This window comes from Brenneria goodwinii, from assembly GCF_002291445.1.
GTDB classification, from domain to species: Bacteria; Pseudomonadota; Gammaproteobacteria; order Enterobacterales; family Enterobacteriaceae; genus Brenneria; species Brenneria goodwinii.
This window is the reverse complement of record NZ_CP014137.1, coordinates 2,480,450-2,501,779: the sequence shown is the minus strand read 5'-3', so window position 1 is coordinate 2,501,779 and position 21,330 is coordinate 2,480,450. Positions and strand designations below refer to the sequence as shown.

Below are 21,330 nucleotides of genomic sequence, written 5' to 3'. Positions count from 1 at the left end.
TCATGAAAAAGTGGAACATCATTGTCGATGTGGAAAATTGCACCAACTGCCAGAACTGCACCATGGCCGTTATGGACGAATATGTGGGGAATGCGTTCCCGCACTACAGCGCGCCTCATCCGCCGCACGGGCATCACTGGGTGGAGATTAAAAAGCGTGAGCGCGGTTCCGGCTCGCTGCTGGATGTGGCTTATTTAAATGTGATGTGCAACCAGTGCGACAACGCGCCGTGCGTCCGGGCGGCCAAAGACGGCGCGATCTATAAGCGCGAGGATGGCATCGTGATGATCGATCCGGATAAGGCGAAGGGGCAAAAGCAGTTGGTCAAAGCCTGTCCTTACGGGCACATCTGGTGGAACGATGAGCATCAGGTGCCGCAAAAATATTCGCTTGATGCGCATCTGCTGGACGACGGCTGGCCCGAACCGCGCATTACCCAGGTTTGCGCGTCGGGCTGTTTGTACGCCGTGAAGCTGGAAGATAACGAGATGCGGCAGAAAGCGCAGGAGCAAGGGTTGGAACGGCTACGGCCGGAGCTCAAGACGGAAGGGCGCGTCTGGTATAAGAACCTGCACCTGTTTATGAAAGAGCATCTGGCCGGCAGCGTCGCTACCTATATTAACGGCCTGGATGAGTGCTGCGAGACGGCGCAGGTCGAACTCTATCAAGAGGGAAAATGTCTCCAGCACACCGTTACCGATTTCTTCGGCGATTTCAAATTTCAAGGGCTTGAAAGCAAATCCGGCAAATATGTCTTACGCATTAAGTGGAACGGCATTGAAAAAGAGATAGACGTCAATCTGGAGGCGGCCAGCGTCAATATCGGCGATATCAGACTCGATAATCCGGATGCTGAAGCTGAGCGTAAATCGACCGCCTGATAATTATCCGGGTCACCGCGCTTATTGCCATGAGGCAGCGCGGCGCCTATGTGTAACTATATCAATCAGAGTATCCATCGGATGAAAAACAAGTGGTTATTACCCGCTTCTGTCGTCCTGGTTCTGGTCTGTGGTCTGCTGTATTCCTGGTCAATTTATGTGATTCCGCTGGAAAGAGAATTCGGATGGAACAGAAGTCAGACAGCATTTAATTTTACGGTTTGTATTTCATTTTTCACCCTGGGAATGTTTCTGGCTGGTCTTTTGGTTAATAAAATCGGCCGCAGAAATACCATCTGGCTTGGAGGGATCATCGCTTCATCCGGCTTTTGGCTGGCCTCATACAGCGCAAGTCTGCCTTGGCTTTATGTCAGCTATGGGGCGTGCGGCGGGCTGGGCATCGGGCTGATGTATATCGTTCCGCTGGCGACGTGCACCAGCGCATATCCTGAACGAAGCGGCACCATCGCCGGGCTGATTACCATGTGCTTTGGCTTAGGCAATCTGCTGCTGGGGTTTTTCGTTATCGCCTGGCTGCTTGAGCACTATGATTGGGCCGTGGCGCTACGAACCGTCGCCGCCGTTATTTTATTGGCGAGTTTATCGACCGGATCCTTTATCCGGCCGGGCGTATCCGCAAGCGTAAAAGGCGGCCCGGCGGCGGACGACTGGGGCTTCACCATGAAGGGGATGGTTTCGACCTCTTCATTCTGGATCTACACCGCTTGGATCGTGCCGTGCGAAAGCGCCGGTCTGATGGTGATTGCGCATATTGTTCCCTTTGCCATCGAGGCGGGGATCGTCACCGCTCTGGCGGCATTGGCCATGGGCATAGAGGCGACCTCCAATTCGCTGGGGCGCTTGATCTTCGGCTATCTGATCGACCGGGTTGGCCGCCGCGTAACGATGATGTTGACGCCGGTGACCATGATTATCGGGCTGCTGACGCTATGGTGGGGGACGCCGGCGTTCGGCTTTACGGCGCTGTTGATCGGCTGTGTCATCGTCGGCATCAGCTACGGGTCGATCTATGCGCAGAATGTGTCGCTGATCCTGCAGTTTTTCGGCCCGAAACACTATACCTCCAACCTGGGGCTGCAAGGCTTCAGCATGTTTTTCGGCGCGCTGGCCGGCCCGCAAATCGCCGGATTCATCCAATCGACGACCGGAAGTTATACCCCGGGATTCATCACGGCCATCGTTATTGTCTTTATCGGCATGATTTTCGGCCTGTTCGTCAAACCGCCTAAAAACCAAAGAGAAATTATCAAGCGGAACAATGATTTTGTCGGATGCGGAACGGATTAACGCGTTTCATCAATGCGTTAGTCCATCGATTTTACACGTTATACCCAATGGATTTCGAGATGCGGGAACCAGTTGCATGCGCCTGTAACTTGAAAGATGGCGGGTCTATAAGAGAGTCAATTATGCCAAAGACACCAACGACGGGACGGCATCATTCGCCACACAGCGCCGTTATGCTGCTCATCGCCGCCGCGCTTATCGCGCTGGCCGCGGGCACCTTGTATGCCTGGTCCCTGTATATTATTCCTCTGGAAAATGAATTCGGCTGGAATCGCTCGCAAACCTCGCTCACGTTCACCATTACGCTCTTTTTCTTTACCCTGGGCATGTTTACCGGCGGCGCATTGATTGACAAGCTCGGGCACCGGCAGATCATTTGGCTTGGCGGCGTCATCGGCGCGCTGGGATTCTATCTGGCCTCATTCGCCGACAGTCTGAACTGGCTGTATATCACTTATGGCGTGATGGCCGGTTTCGGCCTCGGTTTTGCCTACGTCGTGCCCTTATCCACGGCGCCGAAATCGCTGCCAACGAAAAGCGGGGCGGTGGCGGGGTTTATTACCATGTGTTTTGGCTTGGGGAACCTGGTCTTAGGAACGTTTGTGCTAGCCAGGGTTATCGAAGGTTCGGGCTGGAAAAGCGCGTTACAGCTGACGGCATGCATTTTCCTGATCGTGACGCTCGCTTCCGCGTTCTTTGTTCGCCCCCGGTTACCGGGACAGGATGCGAATGCGCCGAAACAGACCAGTAATGAGTGGGGGTACAGCATGAAACAGATGCTGTGCACCTCAACATTTTGGATCTATACCGTGTGGATCGTCTCTTGTCAGGCCGGCGGCTTAATGGTTATCGGCCATATTGTGCCTTTCGCTCAGGAAGTCGGCATTGTCGCCGCCGCCGCGGCTTTGGCGATGGGGATCTTCTCGGCGGCCAACTCGCTGGGACGGCCCTTGATTGGTATGGTATTTGACCGCTGCGGACATCGGTTCTCAATGTTTATCACGCCGCTCTTTATGATGGTCGGACTGGCGATTCTTGGTTGGGGTACCCCGCTGTTCGGTTTTCCGGCGCTGGTTGCCGGCGCGGTGATCGTCGCCATCTGTTTTGGCGGCATCTTCGCGATTAACGTTCCTCTGATACTGAAATTTTTTGGCGCCAGACACTATGCCGCCAATCTGGGATTGCAGGGATTTACCGTGTTTCTCGGCGGATTTTTTGGCCCCCAGATCGCCGGGATGGTTAAGGCGCAAACCGGCGAGTACACCTATAGCTTCGTGATTGGCATCGTTTTAGTGTTGATTGGTTTGATTTTCGGGTTGCTGGTAAAAGCGCCGGCAAGAATCTAGCGCTCAGGTCTTGGCGTTGGGGCAGGGGAAATCGCGGCAATGCCTGGCGATATTAGCGTTTAATCCCTTGGTTTTTTTCGCGTACGATATCCAGACGACGCATGCGCGCGATGAGTGTCGTACGCTTCAATCCCAGGCGGGCCGCGGCGCCGTTAGGGCCGGCGATAACGCCTTTCGTCTCCTGTAATACGCGCATAATCGTCTGCCGCTCCATCTCTTTAAGATTGTTTTGCGGGATAAAAGCGTGTCTATTTTCACTGCTCTCGGGATTCGGCTGCGAGGCGGCGATAAACGGTTCTTTTTTCAGGAAATCAAGCGAGAGATTGAGCTCCGTTCCCCGTGAGAGGATCACCGCCCGTTCAATGATATGTTCAAGCTCCCGAACATTACCCGGCCAGGCGTATTGCATCAGGGCGTCCATGATTTCCGCGGGGATGTGGTTGATATCGCGCTTCAGCTTTTTGGCATACTTTTTCATGAAGTGCCTGGCCAGCAGGGGGATATCTTCGATGCGTTCGCGCAGCGGCGGAATGAAAATAGGAAAGACGTTCAGGCGATAGAACAGGTCGCTGCGAAACTCCTTATTGCGGATCATCTCCTCCAAATCGCGGTTTGTGGCGGCGATAATACGCACGTCGACCTCGATGAGCTTAACCCCGCCTACGCGTTCAAACTCCTGCTCTTGCAGAACGCGCAATAATTTGGGCTGGAGTTCCATGGGGATGTCGCCGATCTCATCCAGGAACAGCGTGCCCTGATGGGCCAGTTCAAGGCGGCCGATTTTTTGTGAAATCGCGCCGGTGAATGCGCCCCGTTCGTGGCCGAATAGATAACTCTCCAATAGTCCGGTGGGGATCGCCGCGCAATTGAGCTTGACCAGCGTCTTTGAGCGTCTGGCGCTGAGGTTGTGTATCGCCCTGGCAATCAGTTCCTTACCCGTTCCGGTTTCGCCCAGAATAAGCACCGAGCAGTCGCTGTCGGCCACCATTTCAACCTGCGTAAATACATTGGCCAACGCCTGACTGGCGCCGATGATCCCCTCGATGTTGACATGCTCCTTGAGTTCCTCTTCAAGATAGCTGTTTTTTCGCTCCAGCTGTTTGGTCAGCAATGAAATCCGCTGGTAGGCCATGGCGTTATCAACCGAAATGGCGATCTGTCCGGCGATATCGTTGAGCAAATCGGTCTCTTTGGCGGGAATATGGTCGCAATCCGTGTGTCCAATGGTCAGCACCCCCAGGGTTTTTCCACGGTGCGTCAACGGCACAGAACAGAGGCTGCGAATGCCGGCGGCAAGCATGGCGCGGGAAACCGGAAAATCGTTCCCTAACTTGCATAACGTTTCATAATCAATGACGAAAGGCTCTCCGGTTTTGAATGTGACGCTGACCGGCGAGTCATCCATGGGTTTTATGGTGCCGGGGTGCACAATGGTTGCGCCGCCGGGGAAATAGACCGCTTCCCATTGCAGCATATTTCTTTCGCTATCGTGAAAAATCAGACTGCTATATTGATTGTGAAAAACATGTTCTACGGCTTTTGCAATTTCCTCCAGTAACGCCTGCATCTCCAGTTTAGAGGAAATGGCATTCGTCACTTCCAATAATATTTTTAAGTGTTTTTGCTCGCGTAATAGATCACTTTCCAACTGGTTGATCTCTTCACGGGAAATAATATTTTTAATGGCGGAACTGACGCAAAAACTAATCATTTCTATCAGTTGATTGAAATGATGGGTAATGTCGGCCTCTCTGTCGGCGTTATTGTAGCGAATGCGTAAAAAACCCCGGTACTGCGGATCCACAAGCGGAACGAAGCAGCAAGAACAACGCTCTCGATGGCTGCCGATGGCCCGATCGCCCAAAGGACAGCTTTCATGCGCAATCCCGTAACAGGCGATATTGCTTTGCGCCGAGCTGATATGCAGCGCGTCGCAGGCATCATCCAGTTTTATCGGCCCCGGATTGTTGTATTCATGCCGCTCGCTGGAGTCGACAAGATATATTTCATTGCGTATCAACCCCGATTTAAAGAGAAAAATCGAGATTGAGTTGGCGCCGATAATGGGATGTAAAATTCTGGAAAGCGTTTTTAGCAACGAGCCGATATCGGGGCATTTTTCAAGCAATTGCAACAAGGCATGAGTCGTATCCCGGGTCGGGAAAGAGGGAGGGGCAAATAGTGGCGAGTTACTTGTTCCCATATTATTTAAACCATCATATTAATGACAAAGGATATTATTATCCTGTTGATACATCGTAGCCTATATTTTCATATCCGGATGTCTTGCCTGTCACATTAAATGAAGGATATCAAAGGTGACGAGCATCGGAGAAATCCTGAATTTTCCCCAAAAACGGATAGAGATTAACGATCGGCGACATGGGCGACACGCTGTCGACGCGACAGATACACTGTGCCGGCATCTTCCTGGTAACTGCCTGAAAATAAATGCTTTTAGAAAGCATTTGCGAATGCGCGCCGGTAAGCGACTCAGGCGTGCGTAATAGGGTATCAGATTGATATATAAGAAGATCGTTTTTCTTATCCGCCGTTTTACCGCCTCGTAGCGTCTATACTTCGTGGTTCAGAGTAAACAAAAATACCCGAGATTATCGGGAATGGACGTGTATATCTAACCATTAACTGTAGAGAATATTATGGACTATCGTGATTCAAACTCACCTCAAACAGATGAAATATCCCATGCGGATATCGTAAAGCAGCGGATTTTTTTTGTCGTTCTCGTTGCAACAATGGGGTCGCTGGCATTTGGCTATGATACCGGTATTATTTCAGGGGCATTACCCTATATGTCGTCTCCCCATGCTGAAGGCGGGCTGGGGTTGACGTCCTTTACCGAAGGTCTGGTTGCGTCATCGCTGATTTTCGGCGCCGCTATCGGTTCCTTTCTCAGCGGTTTTTTCTCCGATAAGTTTGGCCGTCGCATCACGCTGCGAAGTCTTGCTGTTTTGTTTGTGCTCGGATCTCTGGGCACCGCGCTGGCTCCCTCCGTTTCTTCTATGGTCGCCATGCGTTTCCTGCTGGGGCTCGCCGTCGGGGGCGGCTCATCGACAGTACCGGTGTTTATCGCCGAAATCGCGGGACCGAAACTAAGGGCGCCGCTGGTAACCCGTAATGAATTGATGATCGTCACAGGACAACTTGTCGCCTATGTGGTTAGCGCATTACTCAGTTATCTGCTCAACGATGGGCATATGTGGCGTTACATGTTGGCTATCTCCATGGTGCCCGGGATTTTGCTCTTTTTCGGGACTTTTTTTGTGCCCGTTTCACCGCACTGGTTGGTATCGGAAGGGCGGCATGAGGATGCGAGGAAGGTTCTTAAACGCTTTCGCGCAACGCCGCGCGAGGTGCATAAGGAGCTGACGCAGATGCGCGAACAGGCCAGAGAAGCCGCACAGGGGCCGGATGTCATGGCGCTTATTCGCGAAAAATGGGTATTAAAGCTGATGTTGGTGGGCGTCGGCCTGGGTTTTGCTCTGCAATTCACGGGCGTGAATGCGTTTATGTACTATACCCCCATCATCCTCAAATCCACCGGACTTGGCACCACCGCCGCCATTACGGCCACCATCGGCAATGGGGTGGTTTCCGTTATCGCCGCCAGCGCGGGTATTTGGGCCGTAAGCCGTTTTTCGCGGCGAGGGATGCTGATTACCGGATTCTTATTCGTCATTTTTGCGCAGGTTGCTCTGGGAATGGTACTGACGTTGTTGCCCGCCGATATGATGCAAAGCTATATTGCGTTAGCCTGCATACTGCTCTTCCTGTTTTTTATGCAGATGTTTATCGCGCCGGTTTACTGGCTTCTGATGTCCGAATTATTCCCAATGAAACTTCGGGGAAGGTTGACGGGAACCGCAATATCGATCCAATGGATTTTTAATGCGTTGGTCGCTTTCAGCTTCCCGCCGGTTATGGAATTGGCCGGCAGCAAAACCTTTTTCATTTTTGCCGTGATTAATGTTGGCTCGTTACTGTTTATCATGCTCATGGTGCCGGAAACGCGTGGGAAAAGCCTGGAGGAAATTGAAAAGCACATTCGGGCGAAATTTGGCGAGGACGGCGATGATGCCATCGAGGCTCAGTCAGCTAGCGATAAAGTTTGAACGACAAGACCGCGGCGAATTTTTCGCCGCATCGCCTTCCTGCAACCCCCACTATTTAGGGTATATACTGGTCTCTATCGTGAAATGCATGCCCGGTTTTAACCACGTATTCATCAAGTGGCGCGTTGTCTGACGGCGCCGGGAAAAGGTATTGGATAAAATATATGCTCTTATTACTTGCTGTGGTCATGCTTGTTGTTTGTGTCTGGCTTCAGCAGCCGCAGTATGTTGCGCCGGATGTGAATCCAGGGCAGGGTACGGCAAACTTCCATGACGGCCGCTTCCATAATCAGGTTGAACAACCGATAGTGAGCCATAGCCAGAGCCGTTTTATGCTGTTGTTCCGCTTTCTTTTCGGTAAAGATCCCGGCGCGATCCCCGCCTCCGCCCTACCGTCGGTAAAAACCGATCTGCACGCGCTGGGCAAAACCGAGAACGTGATTATCTGGATGGGGCACTCCAGCTACTTTATTCAGATGGAAGGCCGGCGTTTTTTGGTCGATCCGGTGTTAAGCAACAGCGCATCGCCGATTCCCGGCACCAATGTCGCCTTCAGGGGAAGCAATATTTACACGCCGGAGGATCTCCCCGAGATTGATTATCTCCTGATTACGCACGATCACTGGGATCATCTGGACTACCCCACTATCAAGGCGTTGCGCGGGAAAATTCACCACATCATTACACTGACCGGCGTCGGTTCGTATTTTACCAAGTGGGGATTCGCGCGGGAAAAAATCACGGAAGGGGACTGGTTCAGCGTGGTGAAAAAGGACGGCCTGACAATCCATATTCTTCCGACACAGCATTTTTCCGGCCGCTTTTTGAAACGTAATCAAACACTGTGGGGCTCTTTTGCGCTGATAACGGCGCGGCATCGCCTCTATCTGGGAGGCGACAGCGGTTACGGGCCTCATTACAAAGAGATTGGCAGGCGTTTGGGCGGGGTTGATATCGCCGTCATGGAATGCGGCCAATATGATCCTGGCTGGCCTCATGTTCATATGACGCCGGAAGAGAGCGCCCAGGCGGCCAGTGATTTACATGCGCAGGCCGTGTTGCCCGTACATAACAGTAAATTTAAGCTGGCGCATCATCGCTGGAACGATCCCCTGGAGCGCATCTTTCAGGCCAGTCGGAACCGGGAATGGCGATTGATGACCCCACGGATCGGCGAATGTGTCGCGATTGATAATCCGCAGCAGACTTTCGCCCAGTGGTGGCGGAATCAGTAAGACGGCGGGGAGGGTTTTGCGCGGCTGGCCCGGCGCCGCCGCTTTTCCGTTTTTTGCCAGGATTTCCTGGCGCGCGCTGTCTGCCATAGCGTGAAAAGCGTGACGGCGGGTAAAAATAACTGGAATGACGAGATTGTTGATAAAGTTCGCAACATTGCCATTCATGACCCCCTCCCGGCCTCCCCCTTGTCAGGGCTGTCTCTTAGTCACATTTTTATGCGGACTTGGAGATAGTTTCGTGCGCCACAATGCCGCTATTTCTATGCTATGTCATAGCACGCGCCCGACATAGGGGGCTCAGACGCCAGCCCCCTATGAACCCCGGCTTGCGGCTAAATTATGTCGCTGCGCGATGCCTTCGTCGGTATCAGGCTTAACGGACCGCTTGCGACACGTTCCATACGTGGCGCAAGCTTTCGCCGCGTCCGTGCGGCTCATCCTAAGCCTGCTATCTCCTCAGCATAATTTCTTACGCCGGATAACGGCAAACCCCGTCATAGCCCCTACATTTGTGACTAAGAGACAGCCCCTGTGAAGGGGCGGGGTGGCGTTAGAACCAAAGGTTTTGTCATCAACTGGAATGACTATAAATGAGACTCTTGATCGTTATTGATATGCAAAATGGCGTATTTGCTACGCCGCGTTATGACCGGGAAGGCCGGGTTAATCTGATTAATCGCCTGATATCGGCGGCGGATCAGACGATATTTATTCAGCATATAGAAGGTGAAATGGCTGAAGGCAGCGAGTTATGGCGGATTTTGCCGGAGCTTGCGCAGCCGGACGGCGCTATTTATGTGAATAAAACCGCGTGTGATGCCTTCTGGAACACGGAACTGGAAAACGTTCTTAGCCGTCTGGACGCCAATAACGTCGTTATCTGCGGGTGTGCGACGGATTATTGTTTAGATACGACGATAAAAGTCGGCGCCGGCAAAGGTTATGCCATTACCGTCGCTTCGGACGCACATACAACGTCTGACCGGACTTATGCAACGGCTCAACAGCTGATTGGTCAACATAATGAAGTATGGGCTGAGCTGAGTATTCCGGGGAATGCCATTCAGGTGAAACCCACGGATTCGATTATCGCTGCGTGGGGTGTCTGATTTCGGGCCGGGTATCAGGATCCTGCCGCACTGCCCGGTGACGGCTTTGCGGGCGCGAGCCGCTCGGCGAGATAATCGATAAAAGCCCGCAGCCTCGGCGTGACCTGATGCCCGTGCGGGTAGACGACATTGAGCGGCGCCGCGGATACCGCATGCTGCGGCAGAACCTGGATAAGATCGCCGCTCGCGAGATCGTCAGCCACATCAAGAAACGATTTCAGCACAATCCCCATCCCTGCCAGCGACATGGCATGAGCGGCCTCTCCGTCATTGCATATGGTGCGGGAGGTGATACGTACCGGTTGTTCATCGTCGAAACGCCACTCGGCCACCGTCCCTGTTCCGATCAGTATGCAATCATGGCCGCAGAGATCCGCAAGGCTCTGCGGCTGGCCCCGGTGCTGCAGATAGTCCGGAGAGGCGCACAGTACGCGTCGGTTGGGGGCCAGGATCCGTGCCGCCGCTGCGACCCGACCGGCTCGGATTTTACCTGCTCAACCGCCGACGCGCGTGGCGCTCCATTGCGTTCCGTCATCCGCCGTCCCTTTCATCGTATCGCCGTCAACCTGGCCGGTGTATTTTTTGTCGCCCACATTGAAGGTAATAACGGCGCCGTTGAGCCGGGCCTCGCTGATCGGGGTTGAATTGTCGCCACGGCTCAGCGTACCTTCCAGCATCTGGAAAGACTGCTTGAACGCCAGGTCGCCGTCGTCCAGACGCCAGCTTCCTTCAACTTTGGCCGGAACGATCCATTTGTGCGCCTGGCAAAAGCTGGAACACCCCTCTTGTACCGCGGCCGTTTCATCGGGCAGCCAGTCTTCCATCATAAATGAGTTGGAGACCACCCGCGTGCCCGGCTTCATATCCAGCAGCGTTGGACGCAGCCTGATATTTAGCTCCGGCAGCAGAAAGAGCGTCACCACCGTAGCGTCGGAGAAGTCCGATTCAAAGATATCGGCCTGTTCGAAGGTGGCGCTTTCGGCCACGCCCTCGCGCTCCGCGGCGCGCTTCGATAGCTCGACCAGGTCGGGATTGTACTCTATGCCATGCGCGCGCGCGCCGAGCTTGGCCGCCGAGATGACGGTTCTGCCGTCGCCCGAGCCCAGATCGACAAGATAGTCGTCCGGCGTTAATTCAGCCATTCTGAACATCATATCAATCAGCGCCTGATCGGTCGGCACCCAGATGACATCTTTGCCCGCCTGGCCGACTTGCGGTTCATACTCGTTATCGGCGACGGGCGAGGGGGCGAGTGCCCAGGCGCTATTTAACGTTATGACGCACAGGACGGCGGCGAGAAGGGAAGTAAAAGAGGTTGTCATTGTGAGTCTCCTGGTTGAGGATTGTCATTGGAACGAGTCAACGCCCGCACGGCATCTTGCCGTTCAACGTCATCTCCATCATCTTTTTTACAGAAGAAAAGAATCGGCGTGCCCGCCGCCAGCACCGCCAGGCCAATCAGAGCGGCCACGCCGGTGTAGGTAATGCTGGAGTACAGCATGTACAGGCAGGTGATACAAAAAATGAGCGGAGTAAGGGGGTAAAGCGGCACTTTATAGGGCAGCACGCGCTCCGGTCTGCGCCAGCGAAGCACGAATACGGCAATGCCGGTCAACAGCAAAAAGCCCCAGAACACCGGCGCGGTGTAATCCACCATGGCTTTAAAGCCCTCCCGGGTGATGGCGCCGACCAGAATCAATACCAACGCCACTATGCCTTGCATGATCAATCCGTTGGCCGGCGTTTTGCCCCGTCCGTTCCATTCGCCGACCCATGACGCCAGCGTCAAGTCGCGCGCCATCGCATAAAATCCGCGTCCCCCGGTGAATATCGTGGCATTGAGCGTCGAGACGGCGGCAATCACGATCGCCAGGCTGACCACCAGTTCCCCTGACGGCCCGGCGACCAGGCGCATCATATCCGCCGCCACGGTATCCGAACCGCGCAGCCCCTCAAGTCCGAGTATCGAGAGCAATGCCAGGTTGGTCAGCACATAGAGGGTCACCAGCACCGTGGTGCCGAGAAGCAGTACCTTGGCAATGTTGTGCGGCGCATCCTTGAGTTCGCCCGTGAGATAGGCGGCTTCGTTCCAGCCGCCATAAGTGAGCAGAACGAAGATCATCGCCATACCCAACGCGCCCGCCTCCGGGGGAATTGACGGAGAACTGACGTTCGCCGGTTCGGCTGAACCGAATAATCCGAACAGGATGATCAACACCACCGCGCCTATCTCAATCAGCGTCACCGCGACCTGCAGGTTTTTACCTTCAATCGTACTGACGATATTGACCGCGGTTAACAGGATGACGGCCAAGGCGGCATAGATTTCCGGCCCGTAGGGACCAATAGGCGCCATCTGCGCGACATAGTCGCCGAGTACGAATGCGACGCCGGCTATCGCCCCGGTCTGAATCACCGTACAGCGCGCCCAGCCGAACATCATGGCGACGGGTTTGCCGTAGGCTCGGGACAGAAAATGATATTCTCCCCCCGCGTGAGGGTGGGCTGCGGATAACTCGGCATAACAGAATGCGCCGATAAGCGTTATCACCCCTCCGGCCACCCATACCAAAATAAACATCAGTTCGTTGCCGACGCTGCCAGCCACCAGCGACGGCGTGCGGAAAATGCCGATGCCGACCACCAGACCGACCATGATTGTTACGGCGTCAAATACCGATAGCAGGGATTGGGGACCCGCTCGACTTTCCAGGGACATTATTCAACTCCTCATGTTATCTACCGTGTTGATGAACAGACTTGGGTATCTGAGTTTCAAGCCCGGGTATGACGAGTGATTTCTACGCAACTGTTCCCCATGAACGATGGGCTGTGATGCTGTCGTATCGAAATCCCTGATTTCTATTGCGAAGAACGGGATATTTCGTTATGGCGGGATCTTATAATATCCATCTTGTCATTATGCTGACGGCGGGCTGACATGACTGTCAGAAATTGCTCGTGGTTGGCGGATAAATCAGGGCGGGATCGGTTGACGATTAATCCGATAACCGAGTTATCGGCGGGTTATGCCTGGATCTGCTACGCGGGGCCGGGATTTCGGGGTTCATCGCCAATGAAAAGCCAAAGGTGTTGATTCCGTCCTGGCTGCTGGCAAAAACCTCTCCGTGATGCATCTGCGCCACCGCGCGCACAATGGATAATCCTAAACCGTGGTGTACATCGCTGCGCGTGCGGGATGAATCCGACCGGTAGAAGCGCTCGAACAGGCGCGTCAGATGTTCTTCCACGATGGGATCTCCCTCGTTGGCCACGGAGATATGGGCGAAGTTCCGCTCTTGCCTGAGCAGGATGGTGACATTGCTTGCGGGGAAGGCGTGCCGGGCGCTGTTTTCCAGCAGGTTGGCCAGCGATCGGTGAAACAGCCGGCGATCGACGCGCGCGCGCACTTCGCCGTTAATCTGGATGGTCAGCGATTTCTCCGCAAACGAAGGCTCGACGTACTCCACTGTTTTGAGGCTTTCCTCGCGCAGCGACACTTCGCTCAATTGCGTGGCGTACTGACCGACCTGGGCATGGGACAAGAACAGCATATCATTGACGATGGAAGCCATGCGCTCAAGCTCTTCCAGGTTTGACTGCAGCAGTTCCTCCAGTTCATACCGGCCGCGCTGCCACGACAGTCCCAGTTGCGTCTGGCCGATCAGGTTGGTCAGCGGGGTGCGAAGTTCGTGAGCCACATCCGCGTTAAAACTCTCCAACTGGCGCCAGGCCACCGCCTGACGGGCCAACACGCCGTTAAACGACTCCGCCAGTTGTTGCAGCTCGACCGGCAGCGCGGCGGTGTCCAGACGCTGGTCGTGATTCCCCGGCGACAGGTTTTGCGCCTGCCGGCTCAGGCTGTTGATGGGTTTCATGCCGATACGTGCGATGGCGAACCCCAGCAGCGCCACCAGCAGTACGCCCAGAACGGTGATCACAATCAGCGCGCGGGTAAATTCAGCCAGCGTGCCCAGATAGGGGGCTGAATCAATCGCCACGACATAGCGCAGGGCGGGGCGATCGCCCTGCGCCGGAATAATACTGGTCAACAGGTAAAAGCAGGCGCCGTCCTTGCCCGAAACCATGGAATAACCGCTGGCCAACTGTTCCCAGGAAACCCCCTCGGGAAGCGGTCCGCCAACCTGGTATTGCGGCGTGGCGCTGAGCAGCCAGTATTTCACCTTGCCGCCTTCCGCGGTGGTCAAATTGCTAAACTTGCTGCGGACCATCTGCCAATCATTCTGCGAAGTGAGCGACTTCAGATAGGGCGTCAACAATGATTGGCGGAACTGGAGCTCATTATGCATTTTATTAATCAATGATTCATTCAGCGAATGGCGCAGCAACAGGGCATACGCTGAAACAATCATGATGGCGCCCAGGGCGAACATCAGCGCCAGGCGACCGGAAATGGATAATTTCATGAGGTCGCGGCCCGTCGTTCAACCTGGGGGGCCGCGCGGTTTTCAAGCACATAGCCCATGCCGCGCACCGTATGCAGCAACTTAACCTCGAAGGGCGCATCCACTTTGGCGCGCAGCCGCTTGATAGCCACTTCCACCACGTTGGCATCGCTGTCGAAGTTCATATCCCAGACCTGCTCGGCAATCATCATCTTGGATAAAATTTCTCCCTGATGACGCGCCAGCAGGCTCAGCAGCGAGAATTCCTTGGCCGTCAGCTCAAGACGTTCGCCGCCGCGCGTCACCCGGCGCGCCAGCAGATCGACATGCAGATCGTCAATCTGTAGCTGCGTCACTTCGGCGCCGTCGCTTGGCCGGCGGCGCAGCAACGCCTGGATGCGCGCCACCAGCTCTATGAGGGAAAAGGGTTTCGGCAGGTAGTCGTCGGCGCCGCGGCGCAGTCCCTTGACGCGCTCGTCCACCGAGCCGCGGGCCGACAATATCAGCACCGGCGTCTGTTTATTGACTCGCAGCCCTTCCAACACGCTATAACCGTCCTGGCCCGGCAGCATCACGTCCAGGATCACCGCGTCATACTCATGCTGCACCGCCAGATGCAGCCCTTCCACGCCGTCACTCGCGACATCCACCGTAAAGCCCAGTTCGCTCAGCGCGCGATTGATATAGCACGACGTCTTTTCTTCATCCTCCACCAGCAGTAATCGCATGTTGCTTTATCTCCATCGTTAGGCTCTCCCCAGCCGCCATCTATGTTTTTTACCAGTGTAGCCGCTAATTACTAACAACTGGCTGACATTCCCCTGACATTTCCGTCAGAAAGTGACGAAGGACGCATAGAAAAAGCGCCTGGCGGGTTATCGGCCGACGCGAAAGCCTTTCCCTGGGACTGTCTCTTATACACAAAGGTAGGAACGCTGATTGGTTTTGCTGTTATCCGGCGTAATTTCCGCCGCACGAAACAGTCTTCGAGTTTGCATAAAAACGTGGATTTGCTCCCTCCCCTGCGAAGGGGAGGGCTGGGGTGGGGTTAACTTACAGCAGCTTTTTTTCCGCCAGATCGAGCGCAAAATAGCTGAGGATCAGATCGGCGCCGGCACGCTTGATGGCGCCCAGGCTTTCCAGCGCCACATCGCGTTCGCTGATGGCGCCGGCCTGGGCGGCGAATTTGATCATCGCATACTCGCCGCTCACCTGATAGGCGGCCAGGGGCAGTTCGGTGCGTTCGCGCACGTCGCGAAGAATATCCAGATAGGCTCCGGCAGGTTTAACCATCAGCGCATCGGCGCCTTCGGCCTGATCGATCAGCGATTCGCGGATGGCCTCGCGGCGGTTCATCGGATTCATCTGGTAGGTTTTACGATCGCCTTTCAGCGAGGTGCCGGCCGCTTCACGGAACGGACCATAGAAGGAAGAGGCGAACTTGGTGGAGTAGGACATGATCGCCGTATTGATGAATCCGGCCTCATCCAGCGCCTTGCGAATCGCCGCCACCTGGCCGTCCATCGCGGCGGAAGGCGCAATGAAATCAGCGCCGGCGCGCGCGGCGGCAACCGCCTGCCGGCCTAGATTAACCAGCGTCGCGTCGTTGTCCACCACCTGATCATGCAGCACGCCGCAGTGTCCGTGGCTGGTATATTCGCAAAAACAGGTATCGGACATCACAATCATTTCCGGCACGGCATCTTTACAGATGCGGGACATACGCGCCACCAGACCGTTCTCCTGCCAGGTGTCGCTGCCGTCCTCATCGGTATGGTGAGAAATACCAAAGGTCATCACCGCGCGGATGCCGGCTTTCGCTATCCGCTCGATTTCAAACGCCAGACGCTTTTCCGGAATGCGCATCACGCCAGGCATTGCCTGAATGGCTTTGTACTCATCAAGCTCTTCTTCAACAAAGATCGGCAGCGCCAAATCGTTGAGACTCAGCGATGATTCCTGGAAGAGTGTGCGAAGCGATGGGCTCTGACGCAAACGTCTTAGCCGCTGACTGGGAGAATAACTGGACAAAACAACCTCGGTTTAGCTGGCGACCGCCGGCGAATACGCCGCGGCGGCGACAAAAAAGAATGCGATAACAGTATACTTCTGGACGCCCCCTGACAATATTTGTGATGCCTCGCCGTATCGGGTAAACGCGCGTTTACGGCGCGTTATCGCTTCACATCGCCGTTTCCCTGCGACTCGAATTATTCAGTGCACATAATTATAATAATGATTATTATTTCAGTTTGCTGATAAAGTTCGAAACATGAATATTAATGACTCCCTCCCGGCCTCATCCTTGTCAGCTGTCTCTTAGTCACAAATGTAGGGGCTATGACGGGATTTGCCGTTATTCGGCGTAAGAAATTATGCTGAGGAGATAGCAGGCTTAGGATGAGCCGCACGGACGCGGCGAAAGCTTGCGCCACGTATGGAACGTGTCGCAAGCGGTCCGTTAAAAGCCTGATACCGACGAAGGCACCGCGCAGCGGCATAATTCCAGCCGCAAGCCGGGGTTCATAGGGGGCTGGCGTCTGAGCCCCCTATGTCGGGCGCGTGCTGCGAGGCAGCATGAAAATAGCGGCATTGTGGCGCACGAAACTATCTCCAAGTCCGCATAAAAATGTGACTAAGAGACAGCCCCTGAGAAGGGGAGGGTTGGGGTGGGGTGAGAACCGGAAGGTTTGTCATCAAACGTTTATTATTTTCATTGTGTTGTTTTTTGTCTGCCGCCGTTGCCATACCGGCTATGTCGGTTGCTGGGGCGCTGAACGTCAAAGGGCTGCCGCGGCAACCTTACCGTTGTTAACCAACCGGGCCGCATATCCCGGCCCGGCAAAGATAGGACTTATGCAGGACAACTACCATCATCGCGACGCCAGATTTTCCTTGTCGGAGGTGAGTTTCTCCGTATCGGACCGTATGCTGTTGCAGCCATTATCGCTGGATTTCCCCCAAGGGAAAGTGTGTGGCTTGATCGGCCACAATGGTTCCGGCAAATCCACGCTATTGAAAATTCTTGGCCGCCATCAAGCGCCAAGCGCCGGCCAGGTGTTGCTGAACGAGCGGCCGTTGTCTCAATGGAACAACAAGGCGTTTGCCCGCCATGTGGCCTACTTGCCGCAGCAATTACCCGCCGCGGAAGGGATGACGGTGCGTGAACTGGTGGCGGTCGGGCGCTATCCGTGGCATGGCGCGCTGGGGCGTTTTGGCGCGGCCGATCGCCAGCGGGTTGAAGAGGCCATCGAACTGGTCGGCTTGAAACCGTTTGCCGGCCGCCTGGTGGATAGTCTCTCCGGCGGCGAGCGGCAGCGTGCCTGGCTGGCGATGCTGGTGGCACAGGACGGCCGTTGTCTGTTGTTGGACGAGCCGACTTCGGCGCTGGATATCGCTCATCAGGTGGAGGTGCTGGCCTTGATCCAGCGGTTGAGCCGCCAGAATGGGTTGACGGTGATCGCCGTATTGCACGATATCAACATGGCGGCGCGATATTGCGATTGTCTGGTGGCGTTGCGCGCCGGCGCCGTCATCGCGCAAGGCGCACCGTTGGAGTTGATGCGCGCGCCGGTGCTGGAGCAGATTTACGGCATTTCGATGGGAACGCTGCCGCATCCGCGCGGCGGGGCGCCAGTGAGTTTTGTCTACTGATGAATGAACAGCCATACAATCCATTGCGCCGCCGTCTGCTGACGGCGTTGGCGCTGTCTCCCTTTATCTATGCGTTGCCTGGCCGCAGCAGCACTACGCCGGATTTAACCCGCATTGCCGCGCTGGAATGGCAGACGGTGGAATTGCTGTTTGCCCTTGATGTCGTGCCGATGGCGGTGGCGGATATTCCCAATTATAACCAATGGGTGGTGTCTCCCCGCCTGCCGGCGTCGGTGATAGACATCGGTCAGCGTACCGAACCGAACCTGGAATTGTTGCAGCAATTGCGTCCTTCACTGCTGCTGCTTGCGCAAGGTTACGGACCCTCGCCGCAGAAATTACAGCCGATTGCGCCCAGCATGGCGTTCGACTTCAACGACGGCAACGGCAAACCGCTTAGCATCGGTAAGCGCTCCATAAGGGAACTGGCGCAGCGCCTGGGATTGGAAGATCGGGCGGAACGGCACCTGACGCAATTCAACGATTTTTTACAGCGGGCGCGCCAACAGCTACAGGCGTATACCGAGCAACCGCTATTATTGTTTTCGCTGATTGATGCCCGGCATGTGTTGGTGATAGGGCAAAACAGCCTGTTTCAGGAAGTGATGACCGAGTTGGGGATCCGCAATGCCTGGCAGAAGGAAACCAGTTTCTGGGGAACGGCGGTGGTGGGGATCGAACGCCTGGCCGAGGTGAAACACGCGCGCGCTATTCTCCTCGAACACCATGATCAAATGGTGTTCGATAGCGTCAGCGCCTCCCCGCTTTGGCGGGCCTTGCCGTTCGTCCGACAGAATCAGCTCAGGCGAGTGCCGGCCGTATGGTTTTATGGCGCGACCTTATCCGCCATGCGTTTTTGCCATTTATTGATGCAGGCGCAGGAGAGCCGCCGATGACTTCACGTATACGCATGTTTCCCCTGGCGACGCTGGGCTTACTGCTGGTCGCCGCAGTGTGTCTGACGCTTTACAACCTATTGCAGCAGTTGCCGATGGCGCAGTGGCGGCAGGGGATCTTTGCGCCGGATGTCGATGATATTCGCCAAATGTTATTCCACTATAGCCTGTTGCCGCGCCTTGTCGTTTCGCTGCTGGTGGGAGCGGGGTTGGGGCTGGTCGGCGTATTGTTCCAGCAGGTGTTGCGCAATCCGTTGGCCGAACCGGCGACGCTGGGCGTTTCCGCCGGCGCTCAGCTTGGGTTGACCGTCGCTACGTTGTGGATGTTGCCGGGGGGGGACGTTACCCGGCAACTGGCGGCGATGCTGGGCGCGCTTATCGTCGGGGGGCTGGTATTCGGCGTCGCCTGGGGCAAGCGCATGTCGCCGGTGACGTTGATTTTGGCCGGGCTGGTTCTGGGATTATATTGCGCCGCGTTGAGCAGCCTGCTGGCGTTATTTCATTCCGATGACATGCAGAGCGTCTTTCTGTGGGGAACGGGCGCCTTGAACCAGCAAGGTTGGGAGACGGCGACGTTTTTGTTGCCCCGCTTGCTGATCGTCATGCTGTTGGCGCTGCTGCTGCTGCGTCCGCTGACGCTGCTTGGCTTGGATGACGACGTGGCGCGTAACCTTGGCTTGGGCTTGAATGCCGCCCGCGCGGGCGCGCTGGCGCTGGCGATTATTTTCAGCGCCATGCTGGTGAATGCGGTGGGCGTGATTGGCTTTATCGGCCTATTTGCTCCGCTGATAGCGAGAATACTCGGGGCGCGCCGTTTATTACAGCGGATGTTATTGACGCCGCTGTTGGGGGCGTTGCTGCTCTGGCTGACCGACCAGATTATGATCTGGTTGACGCAGATATGGCGTGAGATTCCGACCGGCTCCGCTACCGCGCTGATTGGCGCGCCGCTGTTGTTATGGCTGCTGCCGCGCTTGCGCGGCAATGCATCGCCGCCGGCCATGTCGCCGGGGAATAACGCGCCGACTGAATGTCGGCGGCCGCTGATAGGCTATGCGGCGGCGGGGGCGCTATTGCTGGCGGGATGCGTGCTGGCGTTGGTATTGGGCCAAAACGCCTCGGGCTGGCATTGGAGTCTGGGCGCCGAGCTGGATGCGCTGATGCCGTGGCGTTGGCCGCGCCTGGTCTCAGCGCTGGCCGCGGGGATGATGCTGGCCGTTGCGGGAACGCTGATCCAGAAACTGACCGGCAATCCGATGTCCAGTCCGGAAGTGCTGGGCATCAGTTCCGGGGCGGCTTTCGGTGTGGTCATCATGCTGTTTATGGTGCCGGGCGACGCCTTCGCCTGGCTATTGCCGGCGGGCAGCCTGGGGGCTATGGCCACGTTGTTGATTATTATGATAGCGGCTGGCCGCGGCGGTTTTTCAGCCGAGCGGATGTTATTGGCCGGAATCGCGCTCAGTACGGCGTTCTCCGCCGCGATGTATCTGCTGCTGGCCAGCGGCGATCCGCGGATGGGCGGACTCCTGACCTGGCTTTCCGGTTCGACTTACGCCGTCGACGCGCAACAGGCGGTACGTACCGCATTGCTTGCCGCGGCGCTGATTGTTCTGGCTCCGCTGTGCCGTCGCTGGCTGACGATTTTGCCGTTGGGCGGCGTGACCGCCCGGGCGGTGGGGGTGGCGCTGACGCCGGTCCGTTTGGCGCTGCTGCTATTGGCCGCAACGTTAACCGCGATGGCGACGCTGACCGTTGGCCCATTGAGCTTTATCGGCCTGATGGCGCCGCATATGGCGCGGTTGCTGGGTTTCCGTCGCGCCATGCCGCAAATGGCGATGGCGGCGTTACTGGGCGGACTGCTGATGATTACGGCGGATTGGTGCGGGCGGATGGTGATGTTCCCGTACCAAATTCCGACCGGGCTGTTGGCGACGTTTATCGGCGCGCCGTATTTTGTTTACCTGCTGAGGCGTCAGTCGTTTTGACTGGCGTCAGAGCTACCGTGATTCCTACCCAGTATCGCGCCGACGGCAATCGGTAGTGATGGAAAAAGACAATCTCTTCCTCTAGGGCGGCCTGATTTACGACATCAACGATATCGGGTCCGCCTACGCCAGTTGCACCGTATCTTCCCGTCGCCGACTCATTCCGGCGCTGCCGGCATCGGCTGCGTCGGCCACAGAAAAAAATTGATCATCTCTTACATAATCAATATTTGGAAATATTTTGTTTCCGAATTATTACAATGCTTACTAAATATATGCGCATGATAATGGTAGTAATTATTATTTCTATTTATTGTTTTGGCTATCTAGATTCTTAATCGATTTTTAACACGCTTTCGTCACACCCGGCGAGTTTG

The 21,330-nt window shown here is 55.6% G+C and carries 16 protein-coding genes; 9 read left to right on the top strand and 7 right to left on the bottom strand.

The features are described from left to right. Positions 1 to 2 precede the first annotated feature (2 nt). The 3 genes from ACN28R_RS11170 (at position 3) to ACN28R_RS11160 (ending at position 3,535) form a co-directional block, all read left to right on the top strand. Entirely contained in the window at positions 3 to 881 is an 879-nt protein-coding gene (locus ACN28R_RS11170) for a 4Fe-4S dicluster domain-containing protein (RefSeq protein WP_095834433.1), read from the top strand. Between the two features lie 81 nt (positions 882 to 962). Then, a complete protein-coding gene (locus tag ACN28R_RS11165) occupies positions 963 to 2,189 on the top strand; it encodes an MFS transporter (RefSeq protein WP_183092149.1) in 1,227 nt (408 codons plus the stop codon). Between the two features lie 122 nt (positions 2,190 to 2,311). Beyond that, entirely contained in the window at positions 2,312 to 3,535 is a 1,224-nt protein-coding gene (locus tag ACN28R_RS11160; protein ID WP_183092150.1) for an MFS transporter, read from the top strand. A gap of 52 nt (positions 3,536 to 3,587) precedes the next feature. Here ACN28R_RS11160 and ACN28R_RS11155 read toward each other — a convergent pair whose 3' ends face one another. Then, positions 3,588 to 5,738, bottom strand: a complete 2,151-nt coding sequence (locus ACN28R_RS11155) for a sigma 54-interacting transcriptional regulator (protein WP_095834431.1) — start codon at positions 5,736 to 5,738, stop codon at positions 3,588 to 3,590. Positions 5,739 to 6,195: 457 nt separating this feature from the next. On the opposite strand from ACN28R_RS11155, the gene ACN28R_RS11150 reads away from it, so the two are divergent. The 3 genes from ACN28R_RS11150 (at position 6,196) to ACN28R_RS11140 (ending at position 10,012) form a co-directional block, all read left to right on the top strand. Beyond that, positions 6,196 to 7,668 (top strand): sugar porter family MFS transporter, encoded by a 1,473-nt coding sequence (locus ACN28R_RS11150; RefSeq protein ID WP_048639515.1) that lies wholly within the window; start codon positions 6,196 to 6,198, stop codon positions 7,666 to 7,668. A 164-nt stretch (positions 7,669 to 7,832) separates the two neighbouring features. Continuing rightward, positions 7,833 to 8,903, top strand: coding sequence for an MBL fold metallo-hydrolase (locus ACN28R_RS11145; protein ID WP_095834430.1), 1,071 nt, complete (start codon positions 7,833 to 7,835; stop codon positions 8,901 to 8,903). 590 nt (positions 8,904 to 9,493) lie between these two features. After that, positions 9,494 to 10,012: an isochorismatase family protein gene (locus ACN28R_RS11140; RefSeq protein WP_095834429.1), complete on the top strand. Its 519-nt coding sequence runs from the start codon at positions 9,494 to 9,496 to the stop codon at positions 10,010 to 10,012. Positions 10,013 to 10,026: 14 nt separating this feature from the next. On the opposite strand, the gene ACN28R_RS11135 is transcribed toward ACN28R_RS11140, so the two are convergent. From ACN28R_RS11135 to hemB, 6 genes are all read right to left on the bottom strand, one after another. After that, a complete protein-coding gene (locus ACN28R_RS11135) occupies positions 10,027 to 10,419 on the bottom strand; it encodes a LysR substrate-binding domain-containing protein (RefSeq protein ID WP_236840239.1) in 393 nt (130 codons plus the stop codon). A gap of 87 nt (positions 10,420 to 10,506) precedes the next feature. Beyond that, the gene (locus ACN28R_RS11130; RefSeq protein WP_095834427.1) at positions 10,507 to 11,334 is read right to left on the bottom strand and encodes an SAM-dependent methyltransferase; all 828 of its coding nucleotides are present in this window, start codon (positions 11,332 to 11,334) and stop codon (positions 10,507 to 10,509) included. After that, complete coding sequence (locus ACN28R_RS11125; RefSeq protein ID WP_095834426.1) at positions 11,331 to 12,731, bottom strand: APC family permease; 1,401 nt, start codon at positions 12,729 to 12,731, stop codon at positions 11,331 to 11,333. The genes ACN28R_RS11130 and ACN28R_RS11125 overlap by 4 nt, the downstream gene beginning before the upstream one ends. Before the next feature lie 280 nt (positions 12,732 to 13,011). Then, positions 13,012 to 14,439, bottom strand: a complete 1,428-nt coding sequence (locus ACN28R_RS11120; RefSeq protein ID WP_095834425.1) for a heavy metal sensor histidine kinase — start codon at positions 14,437 to 14,439, stop codon at positions 13,012 to 13,014. Further along, positions 14,436 to 15,146 carry a heavy metal response regulator transcription factor gene (locus tag ACN28R_RS11115; protein WP_095834424.1) on the bottom strand — a complete coding sequence of 237 codons (711 nt, stop codon included), beginning with the start codon at positions 15,144 to 15,146 and terminating at the stop codon, positions 14,436 to 14,438. Before ACN28R_RS11115 ends, ACN28R_RS11120 begins: the two co-directional genes overlap by 4 nt. A 325-nt stretch (positions 15,147 to 15,471) precedes the next feature. Beyond that, positions 15,472 to 16,449 (bottom strand): porphobilinogen synthase, encoded by a 978-nt coding sequence (gene hemB, locus ACN28R_RS11110; protein WP_095834423.1) that lies wholly within the window; start codon positions 16,447 to 16,449, stop codon positions 15,472 to 15,474. Between the two features lie 825 nt (positions 16,450 to 17,274). Here hemB and fhuC point away from each other — a divergent pair. The 3 genes from fhuC to fhuB are packed head-to-tail and all read left to right on the top strand — an operon-like array spanning position 17,275 to position 20,953. Continuing rightward, entirely contained in the window at positions 17,275 to 18,072 is a 798-nt protein-coding gene (fhuC, locus tag ACN28R_RS11105; RefSeq protein ID WP_048639508.1) for a Fe3+-hydroxamate ABC transporter ATP-binding protein FhuC, read from the top strand. Next, positions 18,072 to 18,968 carry a Fe(3+)-hydroxamate ABC transporter substrate-binding protein FhuD gene (gene fhuD, locus ACN28R_RS11100; protein WP_048639507.1) on the top strand — a complete coding sequence of 299 codons (897 nt, stop codon included), beginning with the start codon at positions 18,072 to 18,074 and terminating at the stop codon, positions 18,966 to 18,968. Before fhuC ends, fhuD begins: the two co-directional genes overlap by 1 nt. Continuing rightward, positions 18,965 to 20,953: a Fe(3+)-hydroxamate ABC transporter permease FhuB gene (fhuB, locus tag ACN28R_RS11095; protein WP_095834422.1), complete on the top strand. Its 1,989-nt coding sequence runs from the start codon at positions 18,965 to 18,967 to the stop codon at positions 20,951 to 20,953. Before fhuD ends, fhuB begins: the two co-directional genes overlap by 4 nt. The last annotated feature ends 377 nt before the right edge of the window (positions 20,954 to 21,330 follow it).

What these genes read in the sequence shown, in the direction of transcription:
- ACN28R_RS11165 (WP_183092149.1), top strand. Translation starts at nt 963, where the DNA reads ATGAAAAACAAGTGGTTATTACCCGCTTCTGTCGTCCTGGTTCTGGTC.
- ACN28R_RS11115 (WP_095834424.1), bottom strand. Translation starts at nt 15,146, where the DNA reads ATGCGATTACTGCTGGTGGAGGATGAAGAAAAGACGTCGTGCTATATC.
- fhuB (WP_095834422.1), top strand. Translation starts at nt 18,965, where the DNA reads ATGACTTCACGTATACGCATGTTTCCCCTGGCGACGCTGGGCTTACTG.
- fhuC (WP_048639508.1), top strand. Translation starts at nt 17,275, where the DNA reads ATGCAGGACAACTACCATCATCGCGACGCCAGATTTTCCTTGTCGGAG.
- ACN28R_RS11150 (WP_048639515.1), top strand. Translation starts at nt 6,196, where the DNA reads ATGGACTATCGTGATTCAAACTCACCTCAAACAGATGAAATATCCCAT.
- fhuD (WP_048639507.1), top strand. Translation starts at nt 18,072, where the DNA reads ATGAATGAACAGCCATACAATCCATTGCGCCGCCGTCTGCTGACGGCG.
- ACN28R_RS11145 (WP_095834430.1), top strand. Translation starts at nt 7,833, where the DNA reads ATGCTCTTATTACTTGCTGTGGTCATGCTTGTTGTTTGTGTCTGGCTT.
- ACN28R_RS11160 (WP_183092150.1), top strand. Translation starts at nt 2,312, where the DNA reads ATGCCAAAGACACCAACGACGGGACGGCATCATTCGCCACACAGCGCC.
- ACN28R_RS11130 (WP_095834427.1), bottom strand. Translation starts at nt 11,334, where the DNA reads ATGACAACCTCTTTTACTTCCCTTCTCGCCGCCGTCCTGTGCGTCATA.
- ACN28R_RS11155 (WP_095834431.1), bottom strand. Translation starts at nt 5,738, where the DNA reads ATGGGAACAAGTAACTCGCCACTATTTGCCCCTCCCTCTTTCCCGACC.
- ACN28R_RS11125 (WP_095834426.1), bottom strand. Translation starts at nt 12,731, where the DNA reads ATGTCCCTGGAAAGTCGAGCGGGTCCCCAATCCCTGCTATCGGTATTT.
- ACN28R_RS11120 (WP_095834425.1), bottom strand. Translation starts at nt 14,439, where the DNA reads ATGAAATTATCCATTTCCGGTCGCCTGGCGCTGATGTTCGCCCTGGGC.
- ACN28R_RS11140 (WP_095834429.1), top strand. Translation starts at nt 9,494, where the DNA reads ATGAGACTCTTGATCGTTATTGATATGCAAAATGGCGTATTTGCTACG.
- ACN28R_RS11170 (WP_095834433.1), top strand. Translation starts at nt 3, where the DNA reads ATGAAAAAGTGGAACATCATTGTCGATGTGGAAAATTGCACCAACTGC.